The following is a 15,214-nucleotide window of genomic DNA, read 5'->3' as shown; positions in this document are numbered from 1 at the left end:
TGATAAAAAAATCTGAAAACATATGACGGTATCTATCTATTTGGTTAATTATTATCTCGAGAATAAATCGACCAACTCTGATCAACACTTAATGATTGTTCTGCATAGGCTTGTGCATGCAAACTGCATTGTTGCTCAAATACCGTACCAATGCTGTTCGCAATATACGTCGAGGTTGAGTTCCCCCCGTGCCCATCATAAATGCCAACTAAAAAAGGTTTATTTTTTACTAAAACCTGCACTGAAACAGAAATATTATCCCTTGAGCCAGCATGAAATGCCTTATAAGCAAGCAACTGCGCCAACTCAGATTCCGAATGTAGGCCTGGATTATCAATAGCCCGCAACTGCTGCCAAAACCATTGCTCCTGATTTTCTTTCGCTTGGCCAAGAACAGGCTCCGTAAACCCATCACAAGTAGTAATAATTTGGGTTTTCATCCCAGAAGCATGGGTAAAATCGCTTGGTGTTATATCAATATGCGCATCGTCACAAACTCCAGACTCGATAAAATCATAATCCCCTAACGCCCTTGATAGAGCCAAAGAACCATATCGACCCAACAGGCGTCCATTTTTTACAAGACCTCGCACTTGGATCAACCGCTCTTGATCGAGATCAGGATGATGAATAACACTATTTAACCGCACGACTGAAGCCACATGTCCATTGGGAAAATAAACCACAGCAAAAACTACTGAATCCCCTAACGTGGCTGTAATTAAATTACCTTTCCCATCATAAACGGTGGTCGATGCGGTAGATCCGCCAAACCCCGGCTTGAGACAATGCTGATTAATCAATTTATAACTGGTCCATAAACGATGGCCAATATCCTGCGCGGTTAATTCATTAAAAGAGCCTGCGGTGTACCAATAAGCTACCGCGGCATCCTCTTGGGCTGGGCGTAACCCTTGCATCTCCAATAGAGCAAAATCATGTTCTTTTTTCTCAAAATGAACCTCGGATTCATCACTTGGTATAGAAATTAATTCTGCGATTCTCATTATGGTTGCTCCTTAACGTACAGATCATTTCCCAACTTTTTGATCTGCTGTTCAAGCTCTTGCGTAATCATTTTATATAGTTGACAGTTTAGCTCAGATACACTAGATACATAATTTCTCATGACGATTGGCGGGCCAAAACTGACCGTAATTTTTCCTTTCTTAGGCCAGGTTTTTCCTTTAGGTAAACATTCATACGCGCCTTTAATATACGCAGGAACGATAGGAATTTGTAATTCCCAAGCCAACATCGCACAACCACCTTTAAACACTTGGATTTCACCATTTAAAGAGCGTGTTGCTTCGGGAAAAATAATTAAAATTTTATCGGCATTAATTGCCGCCTTACACCTATTGATATTATTTAACATTGCTGATGGTTCGGAACTTCTATCAAAAGGAATCAGATTAAATAGCTTTTTCAGTAAAAAAAGAGCCCATGAGCGACGTTCATAAAAATAATCTTTGGCGGCCAATAAGACATAATTATTAAAAGTACCTCCCGCCGCCGCCATCAATGCCAGGTTATCTAAATGACTGCTATGATTTGCCGCGATAATAAAGGGGCCATCTGAGGGTAAAAATTCGTCCCCAAGAGCCTCAATACCAAAGCGCTTACGAACAAACCCTGCCATGTGTCGATGCACTGTGCTGCGCATTTGCGATGCTTTAAAAGAAATTTGGGTATGTGTTATCGGATCAATTATCGAGGCAGCAGAATGTTTGTACTGCTTTTGCTTAGCTACTATAGTTTCCGTTAAATCATCTAGAGTATTTGCCGCAGCAATTTCATGATCCTCTAAACGAATGCCAAATTTTTTTTCAATCGCCGTTAGCAATTCAATTTTTGCCAAAGAATCTAAACCCAACAGAGCAGATGAGGAATCAACCCGATGCAAGCGATGAAGGAGAGGCAGCAAACCTTGCTGAATCTCTTGTTTTTGGGGCACTTTTTGTCGTAACGCCAACATCATCCCCTCCTTGTGATGGATTAATACACAATTCCCCACCCCTCACAGTACACAAAATCGAACATTTTTCAGTATTTTCGATATAGAACTTGAATCATGGATACTATCAATATAGAAAATTTCTAATGAACCTTCCAAATAATTTTTCCTACATAATAAACGCTGAATTTTGCCACTGGTTGTTTTAGGAACTGCTTTGTGTGCTGCAAGCACCACAATATCGGCAGTAATCCCATACTCTTTTAAAATTCTATTGCGGATTATTTTAATAATCTCTCTGGCCACCTCAGCCTCTATATGCTGCTTTACTTCCTGAACGATGACTAAATATTCCCGTTCATTCTCCTCCACAGAAAAAATGGCGCAACAATTCACCCGCACCTTAGGATGGCAGCCATTAATCGTATCCTCCAAATCATGAGGATAATAATTACAACCACGAATAATAATCATATCCTTAAGCCGCCCAGTAACATACAAGGCTTCTTCTGCCAAATATCCCAAATCACCTGTTCGCAGAAAAGTACGCTCATCCCCCGGAATTCTTGCATGAAAACAATATTTTGATTCATTAGGTAATTGCCAATAGCCCTGAGTAACACTTTTACTGGTCACCCATATTTCCCCAACTTTCCGCTCAGTACATACCTGTAAAGTTTCAGGATTAACAATCATGACATGAAAATCATCCGCCGGCTTTCCACAATTTACCAAACGGCGCGCGTGGGGATAGCTTGCATCACAATAACGCACCTGCCCTAAACTCAAAGCTTTATTATCGACTAACTGGCTTTGGACTCCTTCGTTAGGAGCTATCGCCGTGACCATTAATGTGGACTCTGCCAAACCATAACAAGGATAAAAAGCATCTGCTGGGAAGCCACAGCCTTTAAAAAGATGGGTGAACTTTTCTATAGTTGAACAACGAATCGGTTCAGAGCCTGTGGCAGCTATTCTCCAGCAACTTAAATCCAAATGACTTTTTTCATCATCGGTAATCTTATCGATGCATAAATCATAAGCAAAATTAGGTGCTCCGGTAATTGTTCCTCTAAAGTGGGACATTGCTTCTAACCAAGCGGCCGGACGCTGTAAAAAAGATATGGGTGCCATTAACTTTACTGGATAGCCAGTAAAAAGAGGTTGCAAAATTCCAGCAATAAGCCCCATATCATGGTACGGTGGCAACCATGAGACACAAATATCATCTTCAGATGAGCGATTCCGCAATTGCATTACCGCTAAGTTATTTAATAAATTTCCATGACTAACCATTACTCCTTTGGGTTTTCCCGTAGACCCAGAGGTATATTGTAAAAAAGCAAGCGAATCTGTAGCAATTAATGGCTTACTCCAACCATCAGCTGAATAATCTGATAAATAGTCAGTCACAAGAAAATGCATTTTTTCAAAATCCCAGCCCAGCAATTGACTATGCCGTTCAAAAGATGGACCGGCAAGATGATTGACCATTTTGCCGAGAATGGGTGTTTTATTTAATAATTTTACTAGCCTTAACTTTTTAATTTTGCATAAAATCTCGTCTGTAGTTAAGGCAACTCTGGCCCCAGAGTTTTGCATAATATGGTGCAGTTTAGTCACCAACGCTTTAGTATGGGGCGGATAAACCGGGATCGCGATGACACCTGCATACAAACAACCAAAAAATGCAGCAATTAATTCCAGCCCCGGGGGATAGATAATAATAACGCGTTCACCGGGATGAGTGCTCTTTTGTAAGAGGATTGCTATTTTTCTTGCTTGTTCTGCTAAGGCCTCAAGCGTTAGAATCCTGTTTTCGTCCGTGTTTCTGCTTAGAAAAGTATACAGAGGAAAATCAGGTTTTGACTGCGCTTTTGCTTCTAATAAGCTGACTAAGCTACTGTAACGGCTGCTCATACATCGATCCCTCGGAGAACAATAAATGGTTACAACCACGGTTTAATAGCTCTGCTGATCTTATTAAAAAGCTAGCAAACGATAAATAGTTTGTCAAAAACGGGCTAGCATAAAGAAGGAAAATAGATTGAATAATCAAGATGATTGGCAATTTTCTATTGGTTAGCAATTTGAAAAAAACAAGGGTCTGGTCCAGAATTAAGCAAGGATTCAGGTCAAACTAGGTTTATTTTTTAAAGGTACATTGAATGCTAAAGTTTCTGGCAAAAGTAGGGTTGCAAATTAAAAGAGCAACATTTTATTCGTTAGACGGATTAAAAGTTGCATTCAAAGAGGAGTTTGCATTCCGCTTAGAAGTTTATACAAGCTTTATTGCCTTGCCTGCCGCCTTTTGGATAGGAGATTCAGCATTGGAACGTATAGCCTTAATCAGCTCTTTTTTATTAGTTCCTATAGTTGAGCTACTCAATTCCGCCGTAGAAACTGCATTAAATCGTATTGATCGAAGTTGGCATGAATTAACCAAGAAAGCGAAAGATATTGGTTCTGCCGCCGTCATGCTGGCAATACTCAATGCACTTATAGTATGGCTTATTATTATGCTCCCGCACAGTTAGGGGATTTTATGCAACAACCTATAGCTGTTTTTGACTTTGATGGCACGCTCAGCAACGGGGTTTGTGGCCTTAGATTTTTTCGTTATTTACTAGGCAATATGGGTTATTGCCAATTCATTTTCCGTAACGCATTCTGGAGCTTACTTTTTTTATCAAGACTCAGTGATGAATACGCGCTAAATAAAATGGTCCACTCCGTCTTTAAAGGGCGAAAACTGGAAGAGCTAACCCAGATTGCTGATGAGTTTTCCAAAGAAATAATCCCCAATCATCTTTATGAAAAAATTGTACAACGACTGGTGTGGCATAAAGAACAAGGGCATCGTAACATCATTATTACCCGCTCTTTAGATCTTTATATGAGGCCATGGGGTAAACAAATCGAAATCCATGACATGATTGCCACTCAACTTGAAGTAACGGATGAAGGATTCTTAACCGGCAACATTGCCAACCATAGCTTTGTCGGAGAAAAAAAACTACTCGCATTAAGAGAGCTCCTACATAACCAAGAACATGGGACTGTCTATGCTTATGGTGATAGTGCTAGTGATCGTTATATTCTGGCTGCCGCGGATTACGCCTATTGGATTCGTAATCCTGCCGACCATGTCGATCTATCCTTAGTTGATCCTCTAACCCATGCACAATGGAAAAAAGACTATAAAATTTAGCTTGCCATGGGCCCAACTACAATACTGCCCGTCGCCGCAACTCCAAATTTTTCTGAACTGGTTGCTCCATCAACTTGCGCCACCAGCCCGGAATGAAGATGAGCAAACTACATACAAAATATCCATAAGGTAATTGCGGATTTTCAGGGCTATCCACACTAACCTCATAATCACGGCCTGGACGCAGATGGTGTATCGAATGGCGAGGTAACTGAAACAAGAGATAGTTAGTTAAAATATAATTGGAATTCCAACAATGCATGGCACTAAACTTTTCGTAACTTCCATCCGGCAACGTAAATCGTTCCAATCCATAATGTTGAATATAGGCGGCCCCCAGAATAACGATACTACTAACAAGCACCACCCCAATGAAATAAAAAAGTGCCACATACCCCCAAAAGATGGTTAAGAATAAAGCCAATAAAAATGTGGCGAGATTTAATGTCACTAAGCGATTATGCAAACTGAATAGAGAATACCCTTTACGCCGCATTAATTTCTTTTCTGCAGCAAAAGCTGAGGTACGTAGACCTACCATAGACTTTAAATAATAAGTGTAAAAATTCATCCCATCTGGAGCATGTACGTGATCCGCAGGAGTTCCCGTAATAAAAGGACCGTGATGAACCAACACATGCTCCATAGGAGCATGGCCTGTAGCCGTAAAAATTAAAACAATATTCCCCATCCAATTATCAAAACGATTATTTTTATGAATTAATTCATGAGCTGCACAAAAGGCAATCCCGCCATTGATACCAACAGCAACCGCATAGCCAATCGCCTCAAATAAGTACTGACTATGGCTGGCAGCATAAGCCCCCCAAAAGGTTAAAATAACCTGGCTGATAACCACCCCATACAATACCCCTCTATAGTAAGTACGAGAATCCGTTTCAAGGGTATGGGGGTTTACATAATCCTCACCACAAAAAAATTCAGCAGCAGGAAGTATCATGCTAAAAAAGAAAAATGTCGCATAGCTGGCAACCCCGCTAAACACAAAACCAATGATTGCGGAAAGAGGAAAGATAAAAACCAGTAAATACCAATAACGACTTTTCATAGGTGGCCTCGTCGCAGAGACATATTAGAGAATTTTTGTGGTCTATTAATTAAGGTATAACATAAATTGAGGGAAAATAAACTAGGCACTAGCCCTAACACGATGCCAAGACGAACGTGCCCTACCTGATAGCAATGCGTTAAGTGGGCATAACTCTTTCAATAAGTAGTGGCGTTATAACCGCCACTGTTATTAACCTATTGAGTTATAATTACTTTCAAAACTTAAAATCATTGCCCGATTTTTGGGGATAAATTTTCGACAAAACCACTTTTTCCACCATGCTTTTCAATTAAAGCCATGGCTTCAGTGCTATCACACTCAGCAGCCCAGTCAAAAGCAGTCTTGCCATTACTCTTTGAGGGTTCATTAATATCAAAACCTAATAAATCCTTATAGCTCAATAATATGTTCAGAAGTTCTATCTGACCAATGGCACTGACTTTGCGTAATGCCAAAGCATATTGTTTACCTTCAACGGCCTCTAGTACCGGCTGATATTTGCCCGCACAGTGTTGTTTGATTTCATTATATAATTGTTCATGCGGTTCTTTTAAGTCAGCGTCGCTACTAGAAGGAAACAGGCCATGCCTAGATAGCGCCCTTGAACCGGCCATCGCTGTAGGGGTTGACTTAAGCCATGGTAAATCTAATACATCAATATATTTATCGATGATTTTTTTAAATTCGGCCTGCATAACCTGTTGGGTATCACGCTCAATTTTATGAAATAAATGGTTTTCAGGATATACACAAAGCTCCCTACCCAATCGATTACTATATATTACTTCCATCGTACAAAAATCTTTTCCCTGAAGAAAAGCATAAACAGACGAACCTGTGGGCATTTCGCCTGGAGCAGCAATCACACCGAGCCAGGTATCAATTACGAGACAATCGTCCCCCCATGCGGCGACATCAGTTAACGGGTAATCGCCACTGCGTCGATTAATCACTAAGAAATTATGGTTAATCATTGGATTTAGCTTATCGTAGACACAAATACTTTCAATCAATACATCGGAATCGAACAAAAACTCTTTATTTAAAATAAGAAACATCAATGTTGCATGTTCCGTGCAACCATTAAAACCTTCTTTTAAGGATAAGCTGCTGACTCTTAAATCAAAATTCATTCGAACCAGGGAATGCCCCACCTCGCTCATTGTCTTTAATAATCCAGCTTTTTGCTCATGAATCGGATCAGTGGTTTTCGTCTTTGCCATTGCGACGCGAATTCGTCCTGCCTCTATTTTTTGGGCCTCAGCTACTCGCTCACCAAATTCGTCATCGAAAATCTGCAACTCCTTTTCTACTTTGGCTGCTAGTATCAGGCGCGCTTTCATGTTGTCATTGGTCAGTCTTTGACGAAGAATGCTCATGGCATGGTGTAACTGAGTCAGGTACTTTTTCATCTTATTGCTCAATAAAAAATCAAAAATGGCATTTTATAAAATAAAAATGAATAATTAAATCCATTTTGATAAAAAAATTACTCCCTTCTTAAAGCATCTTCAAAAACATCGTCAAATGTCCATTCATATGCTATTGTTTTGAATAATAAAAAGACGTAATTACCTAATAACAGAGATCATTATGGACGATTTACTATTAATTAGCGTGACCGTACTGTTTTTTATTTTGAGCCTAGGACTAATCAATTTCTATTATAAACTGTCACGGAGTGAGCAATGATTACCTATCTAGTTGCAGGAATAATTGCTGTTGGCTTGCTGGTTTATCTGCTGTTTGTTTTATTTAAACCAGAATTTTTTTAATCCGATAAAAACAAGCTCTTAGAAAGGATTCTATGATTACGTTAATCGCTTCATTGCAAACCATAGTTTTTCTTTTAGTCCTCTTAGCCACGGTAAAGCCATTAGGCTGGTACATGGCTAAAGTCTATGAAGGAAAACATTTCTGGTTGAATCGTATTGGGGATCGACTTGAACTATTCATTTATCGAGCATGCCGCATTAAAACGAGCCAAGCCATGGATTGGAAATGTTATTTAACGTCCATGCTTATTTTTAACCTCCTCGGCTTACTCGCGGTTTATCTCATTCAACGTTTGCAAATTTATCTTCCTTTAAATCCACACCAATTCCCCTCCCCCACGTCTGATTTAGCCTTAAATACCGCAGTAAGCTTTGCCACCAATACCAATTGGCAAGCTTATGCGGGTGAAACCACCATGAGTTATTTTACACAAATGCTCGCGTTAACCCCCCAAAACTTTATTTCTGCAGCAACGGGGATGTCTTTATTGGTTGCCATAAGTCGTGGCATTGCTCAACACGAAAGCACAAACCTAGGTAATTTTTGGGTAGATATGGTACGAAGCATCCTCTACATTCTACTGCCCTTATCCTTTATCTTTGCTTTAATTCTAGTATCGCAAGGAGTCATTCAAAATATTAAACCCAATCAAACCATCCACCTTGTACAAACCGACCAACAGTCACTCATTGATGCATCAGGACAACCTATTAAAGACAAGAGCAATACTATTCAGACAGCCACAAAGCCACTAACAGAACAAGTTATTCCCATGGGCCCAGTTGCCTCCCAAGTTGCCATCAAACAATTAGGCACTAATGGCGGCGGCTTTTTCAATACCAACTCAGCGCACCCATTTGAAAATCCGACGCCTTTAAGCAACTTTTTAGAGATGCTCGCGATTCTATTAATTCCTGCAGCTCTTTGTTATACCTTCGGAGAATTGGTCCATGACCGTCGCCAGGGTTGGGCTATTCTTACAGCTATGTTTATTGTTTTTATTCCTTTTGTGATGTTCGGAATCATGGCAGAACAAAAAGGAAATCCTGCGTTAACCTCTATGGGTATTAGTCCAACGGCTATCGCCAGCAGCTATCCTGGAGGTAATATGGAAGGTAAGGAAACGCGTTTCGGAATCACCAGCTCTGCTCTATGGAGTATGGCGACGACTGCAGCCTCCAATGGCTCGGTAAATTCAATGCTCGACTCCTACACACCTCTAGGCGGATTAATTCCCTTATGGATGATGCATTTAAACGAGGCAATCTTTGGTGGAGCTGGCTCTGGACTATATGGAATGTTAATGTTTGTCATTCTTACCGTATTCGTAACCGGGTTAATGGTCGGCCGAACGCCTGAATATTTAGGCAAAAAGATTGAGCCCTATGAAATGAAAATGGCATCCGTGGCCGTTTTAGTCATGCCACTTAGTGTTCTTGTTTCCACCGCATTAGCAGTAGTAACTCAAAGTGGGTTAAGTGCGATTAGTAACCCTGGAATGCATGGATTTACTGAGGTTCTGTATACATTCACCTCCATAGGCAACAACAATGGCAGCGCTTTTTCAGGGCTTAATGCCAATACGCCATTTTATAATTTGCTTGGTAGTCTCATCATGTTGATTTCTCGTTACTGGATAGCCATACCCACAGTTGCCCTTGCCGGTTCATTAGCACAAAAAAAGATAATTCCTCAAACGACAGGAACGCTAGCTACCCATACCCCTCTGTTTATTATCCTGCTCATTTGCATCATTTTTCTGGTCGGTGCACTCTCATTTCTACCCGCCTTAGCACTAGGGCCAATAGTAGAACATCTAACCTTGTGGGGCCAATATGGATCTTAAAATGCATCGATTATCCTTTTGGGGTAGTGATATTGTCAAACTTGCCCTACGTGCTTCATTTTTAAAATTGACTCCACAATATCAAATTCGTAATCCGATTATGTTTACGGTTTATATTGCCTCACTATTAACGACCGCTTTATTTATTCAATCATGGTTGGGCCAGGGCGAAGCGGATACTGGCTTTATTTTAGCGATTACTTTATGGCTTTGGTTTACCCTTATTTTTGCTAATTTTGCAGAAAGCATGGCGGAAGGACGTGGAAAAGCTCAGGCTGAAGCCTTAAGAAAAGCACGCCATGAAATTCAGGCAAAAAAATTAGCAAAACCTAAAAAAGATGCGGCAATTACCCACATCCGCTCGGGGTGTTTGCGTGCTGGCGATATTGTATTAGTAGAAACGGGGGATTTTATTCCAAGTGACGGAGAAGTAGTTGAAGGGATTGCCTCCGTCAATGAAAGCGCTATTACCGGTGAAAGCGCCCCCGTAATTCGTGAAAGTGGCGGCGATCGCAGTGCCGTTACCGGAGGAACTCAGGTACTATCTGACTGGTTAATTATTCGGATTACCTCCAATCCAGGAGAAACATTTTTAGATCAAATGATCTCCCTGGTTGAAGGAGCACAACGTCAAAAAACCCCCAATGAATTAGCGCTCACCATTTTACTTGCCGCCCTAACCATCGTTTTTCTCTTAGTTTGTGCCACGCTACTTCCTTTTTCTATTTACAGTGTAACGAGTGCAGGCATCGGAAAAGTAATCAGCATCACGACCTTAGTTGCCCTGTTTATTTGTCTGGCTCCAACGACCATCGGTGGTTTACTATCCGCCATTGGTATTGCAGGCATGGATCGCATGATTCAAGCAAATATCATCGCCATGTCTGGCCGTGCAGTAGAGGCTGCAGGAGATGTTGATATATTACTGCTCGATAAAACCGGTACGGTTACCTTAGGCAATCGTGAAGCAATTGAATTTATCCCCTTAGAAGGTGTATCCATTGAAGCACTTGCTGATGCCGCACAACTGTCTTCACTTGCTGATGAAACTCCCGAGGGACGTAGTATTGTTATCTTGGCGAAAGAACAATATGGCTTGCGTGGCCGTGACATCAGCGAATTAAAAGCAAGCTTTATCCCCTTTACCGCTGAAACCCGAATGAGTGGTGCTAACTTGCCTGGACGGCAAATTAGAAAAGGGGCAACCCAAGCAATTGAATTGTATCTGCAAGAAATTAGCGGCAGTTTCCCTAAGGAAGCTCATCAAATTGTTGAACAGGTTTCCCGTCAAGGAGGAACTCCTTTAGTTGTTCTTGAAAATAAAAAAATTTTAGGTGTCGTGCATCTTAAAGATATCGTCAAAGGAGGGATTCGTGAACGCTTTGCCGAATTACGCTGTATGGGTATTAAAACCATTATGGTCACGGGAGATAATCCCTTAACCGCAGCCGCAATCGCTGCGGAAGCAGGTATCGATGACTTTTTAGCCAATGCCAAGCCCGAAGAAAAACTAAACCTCATTCGTCAATTACAAACACAAGGCCATTTGGTTGCTATGGCTGGAGATGGAACAAATGATGCCCCAGCCTTGGCACAAGCAGATGTTGCGGTAGCTATGAATTCGGGTACTCAAGCAGCCAAAGAGGCAGGAAACTTAATTGATTTAGATTCTAATCCCACAAAGCTAATTGAAGTCGTTGAAATTGGTAAACAATTGTTAATGACTCGCGGCTCACTGACTACCTTTAGCATTGCCAATGATGTCGCCAAATATTTTGCTATTTTACCCGCAGCATTTGCCAGCACCTACCCTACTTTAAACAACTTAAATATTATGCGACTCAGCACTCCTGAAAGTGCCATATTGTCTGCAGTGATTTTCAATGCGCTCATTATTATTTTTCTTATTCCTCTAGCCTTACGAGGAGTGAAATATCGCCATGTGGAAGCAGCCAAACTGCTGCGCGGTAATGTTCTAGTATATGGTTTAGGAGGCTTAGTCATTCCCTTTATCGGCATTAAGATCATTGATTTGATGTTATCAGCACTCAAAGCAATACACCTAAGCCCAATTTAATATAAGGACATATCATGCTAAAAGAAGCAATAAATCAAATGAAAACTGCGTTGATATTGCTTATTTTACTTAGTGTTTTAACTGGCTTTATTTATCCACTTACCGTAACTGGATTAGCACAGATTTTTTTCCCGTGGAAAGCTAATGGCAGCTTAATAAAGCAAAATAATCAATTTGTTGGCTCACAATTAATTGGACAACCCTTCTCCGATGGAGCCTATTTTTGGGGCCGACCATCGGCTACAACACCTTATGCCTATAATGGCGCCGCATCCTCCGGCTCAAATTTTGGCCCTTCAAATCCTAATTTTTTGTCTATAGTGAAAGAAAGGATGACCCACTTAAGGCAAGCAGATCCACAGAATGAACAAGCTGTACCTATCGATTTGGTTACCGCATCAGGTAGTGGTCTCGATCCTGAGATTAGCCCCGTTGCTGCAAGATACCAAGTGCCACGAATTGCCAACATACGTAAGCTTCCTGAAGCGGATATCTATCAACTAGTGGAACAATACAGCAAGCCACGAACATTGAGAATCTTAGGTGAGCCGCGTGTTAATGTTTTGGAGTTAAATCTTGCTTTGGATAATTTAAGGAGCAGAAATGCCCCAAAATCGCCCTAACCCAGACCATTTATTACAACGAATAGCGGAAGAAGAACGTCAAGAGCATCATGGAAAACTCAAAATTTATTTAGGTGCCTCACCTGGTGTTGGTAAAACTCATGAAATGCTCCACGATGCCTATGAGAAGCAACAGCAAGGGCTTGATGTGGTTATTGGCATTGCCGAATCTCATGGCCGTGAGGAAATAGATAGCTTTCTTAATAATTTTGAGATTATTCCTCGTAAAGGAGTACCTTATCGTGAGAAAACCTACTATGAATTTGATCTTGATGCCGCACTTCAACGACATCCGGGGCTAATTTTAGTAGACGAACTGGCCCACACGAATACCCCAGGATTACGGCATGCCAAACGATGGCAAGACATTAAAGAGCTTTTAGAACGCGGCATTGATGTATATACCACCTTAAATATTCAGCACATTGAAAGTTTAAAAGATGATGTGGCACAAATTATTCATGCTCCAATTATCGAGACCGTTCCCAACTCAATGATTGAACGTGCCGACACCATTGAGCTCGTTGATTTACCTCCTGAAGACTTATTAAAAAGACTTCAGGAAGGGAAAATATACATCCCCAAACAAGCAGAATTTGCCCGTGAACATTTTTTCCGTAAAGGTAATTTAATTGCCTTACGCGAATTAGCATTACGTGTCACAGCCGAACGAGTAGGTTCTGATGTTTTATGGTACCGGCATGGGGAAGGTGTTAAAGAGATTTGGCCTGTAAAAGATAAAATACTGGTTTGCGTCGGCCCGAATCCAGAAACGCTGAAACTCATTCGCGCAGCCAAAAAACTGGCAACACACCTACAGGCAGAATGGATCGCTGTATACATTGATGTTCCACAAAAAAATCATGGTGCACGCACACTTGCAATTAAAAATTTACGTTTGGCCGAACTGCTAGGTGCGCAGACCCACGTACTATCCGGATTTGACATTGTCAAAGAGGTTTTGCGTTTTGCACATGAACAAAACGTCACGCAAATTATGATTTGGAAACATATTAGAACCCGCCTTCGCGATTGGTTTTATAGAAATTTAACTGATGAGATTGTTCGTCAAAGCGGTGATATTGATGTGTACATCATTACTGGACGCAGCGACAAAGTACCGCGAAAAAAAACAAAAGCACCAACGCGAACATACCCATGGAAAGTGTATGGATTAGTCCTCCTAGTACTGCCTCTTGTGACCCTATTCAATTTTGCTTTAGAACCATTTCTCGACACTGCGAATCTTATTATGATTTATTTGTTGGCAGTTATCCTTATCTCTTTATGCGGGCATCGCGGGCCTTCGCTCTTTGCTTCGATATTGAGTGTTTTTGCTTGTGCCTATTTTTTCGTTGCACCACGATATAGTTTTGCAATCAGCGACATCCAATTTTCAATTACCCTGATCATCATGCTACTGGTTTCACAGACTATTAGCTATTTAACTATCCTCATTCGCCATCAGGAAGAATCTTCTCGCTTTACCCAACACCAAACAACCGCCTTGTATGCATTCAGTCGTCAACTTATCCGTTCACGTAGCATTAATAAGCTATTAAGTTTTGGCGTCGAGTATATTGCTCATACTTTTGAAAGTGATGTTATGGCGTTAATGCCTAAAAAAAATCATCTCGCAGTTCAAGTCAGTTTTCCCTCATCAATGAGGCTGGATGCAAAAGAACAAAGTATTGCTCAATGGGTATTTGATATGGGGCAACCTGCAGGAATGGGTACAGATACCCTATCCTTATCTAACGCTCTTTATTTGCCATTAGCCAGCGCTTCTGGAGTCATTGGCGTAATAAGGGTGCAATCCCGAGACCAACAATTACTTACTCCTGAACAACGTGGATTGCTCGATTCTTATGTGAATCAAATGTCCCTAGCCTTGGAAATTGATTTATTACATGAAAAAAATCGCAAGAAAGAACTGGAAATAGAAAGAGATCGCGCACGAACCTCATTATTAACCTCAATTTATCATGATTTAAGTTTCCCACTGAAAAGCGTGATTAATGCCATAAATGGTTTAAAAAGTAATCAAGAAGCAAATCTTCGTCTTATTGAAAGCAACATCGATCATGAGATAAATAAATTAAATCACTTAAACAATAACCTTTATCAAATGATCTGTCTTGAAACCGAGGGAATCAGTCTGAAAAAAACCCCCTGTGCCTTAGAGGAAATTATCCATGCAGCTCTCAAAATTTCCAGTGCTCTCTTTGAGCAAAGACCCATAAAATTAACTCTTCCCGAGCATATGCCCTTAATTAATGTGGATCCGCGATACATTCAAGAGGTACTCATGCATTTGCTCGATAATGCCATTAAATTTTCTGACCCAAAATCACAAATTCGCCTTTCTGCACAAATTACTACGATTAATTTGATTGTGAGTATTGAAGACATTGGTTTGGAAATTGATGCTGAGGAACGAGCCGAATTATTTAAAAAATTCTACCGCAGTAAGGAGGCTCTTGAGGAGCATGGCCTAGGATTAGGCTTATCCATCTGTGAGAAAATAATTTCCGCACATCAAGGGACGATTTGGGTAGAAAATATTCCAAGCAAAGGAACGATTTTTCGCTTTTCATTGCCTATAAATTAAAAACAAAAACTTAGACTATACTTGTTTTATCTCTTTGTTTT

Annotated in this window: 12 protein-coding genes; 7 read left to right on the top strand and 5 right to left on the bottom strand. The window is 40.7% G+C overall.

Translation table 11 applies throughout. The features are described from left to right. Positions 1-44: 44 nt before the first annotated feature. The 3 genes from J2N86_RS03680 to J2N86_RS03670 are packed head-to-tail and all read right to left on the bottom strand — an operon-like array spanning position 45 to position 3,877. Positions 45-1,007, bottom strand: a complete 963-nt coding sequence (locus J2N86_RS03680) for a PP2C family serine/threonine-protein phosphatase (RefSeq protein WP_252581056.1) — start codon at positions 1,005-1,007, stop codon at positions 45-47. Next, positions 1,007-1,981: a 1-acyl-sn-glycerol-3-phosphate acyltransferase gene (locus J2N86_RS03675; RefSeq protein ID WP_252581055.1), complete on the bottom strand. Its 975-nt coding sequence runs from the start codon at positions 1,979-1,981 to the stop codon at positions 1,007-1,009. The genes J2N86_RS03680 and J2N86_RS03675 overlap by 1 nt, the downstream gene beginning before the upstream one ends. Positions 1,982-2,020: 39 nt before the next feature. Continuing rightward, positions 2,021-3,877, bottom strand: a complete 1,857-nt coding sequence (locus tag J2N86_RS03670; protein WP_252581054.1) for a fatty acyl-AMP ligase — start codon at positions 3,875-3,877, stop codon at positions 2,021-2,023. A gap of 248 nt (positions 3,878-4,125) precedes the next feature. On the opposite strand from J2N86_RS03670, the gene J2N86_RS03665 reads away from it, so the two are divergent. Then, positions 4,126-4,494, top strand: a complete 369-nt coding sequence (locus tag J2N86_RS03665; RefSeq protein ID WP_252581053.1) for a diacylglycerol kinase — start codon at positions 4,126-4,128, stop codon at positions 4,492-4,494. 8 nt (positions 4,495-4,502) lie between these two features. After that, on the top strand, positions 4,503-5,168 hold the full coding sequence (locus J2N86_RS03660; protein WP_252581052.1) for an HAD-IB family hydrolase: 666 nt from the start codon (positions 4,503-4,505) through the stop codon (positions 5,166-5,168). 16 nt (positions 5,169-5,184) lie between these two features. Here the strand turns inward: J2N86_RS03660 and J2N86_RS03655 are convergent, their stop codons facing one another. Then, positions 5,185-6,237 (bottom strand): alkane 1-monooxygenase, encoded by a 1,053-nt coding sequence (locus J2N86_RS03655; RefSeq protein WP_252581051.1) that lies wholly within the window; start codon positions 6,235-6,237, stop codon positions 5,185-5,187. 230 nt (positions 6,238-6,467) lie between these two features. After that, on the bottom strand, positions 6,468-7,652 hold the full coding sequence (locus J2N86_RS03650; RefSeq protein ID WP_252581050.1) for a hypothetical protein: 1,185 nt from the start codon (positions 7,650-7,652) through the stop codon (positions 6,468-6,470). 276 nt (positions 7,653-7,928) lie between these two features. Between J2N86_RS03650 and kdpF the strand changes: the two genes are divergently transcribed. The 5 genes from kdpF to J2N86_RS03630 are packed head-to-tail and all read left to right on the top strand — an operon-like array spanning position 7,929 to position 15,173. Beyond that, positions 7,929-8,015, top strand: a complete 87-nt coding sequence (kdpF, locus tag J2N86_RS16205) for a K(+)-transporting ATPase subunit F (RefSeq protein ID WP_207387355.1) — start codon at positions 7,929-7,931, stop codon at positions 8,013-8,015. A 32-nt stretch (positions 8,016-8,047) separates the two neighbouring features. Then, positions 8,048-9,862: a potassium-transporting ATPase subunit KdpA gene (gene kdpA, locus J2N86_RS03645; protein ID WP_252581049.1), complete on the top strand. Its 1,815-nt coding sequence runs from the start codon at positions 8,048-8,050 to the stop codon at positions 9,860-9,862. Then, entirely contained in the window at positions 9,852-11,939 is a 2,088-nt protein-coding gene (gene kdpB / locus J2N86_RS03640) for a potassium-transporting ATPase subunit KdpB (RefSeq protein ID WP_252581048.1), read from the top strand. The genes kdpA and kdpB overlap by 11 nt, the downstream gene beginning before the upstream one ends. Before the next feature lie 14 nt (positions 11,940-11,953). After that, positions 11,954-12,562 (top strand): potassium-transporting ATPase subunit KdpC, encoded by a 609-nt coding sequence (gene kdpC, locus J2N86_RS03635; protein ID WP_252581047.1) that lies wholly within the window; start codon positions 11,954-11,956, stop codon positions 12,560-12,562. Continuing rightward, entirely contained in the window at positions 12,543-15,173 is a 2,631-nt protein-coding gene (locus tag J2N86_RS03630; RefSeq protein WP_252581046.1) for a sensor histidine kinase, read from the top strand. The genes kdpC and J2N86_RS03630 overlap by 20 nt, the downstream gene beginning before the upstream one ends. Positions 15,174-15,214: the final 41 nt, after the last annotated feature.

It is taken from the genome of Legionella lytica, assembly GCF_023921225.1.
Taxonomy (GTDB): domain Bacteria; phylum Pseudomonadota; class Gammaproteobacteria; order Legionellales; family Legionellaceae; genus Legionella; species Legionella lytica.
This window is presented reverse-complemented; position numbering and strand designations above follow the sequence as displayed.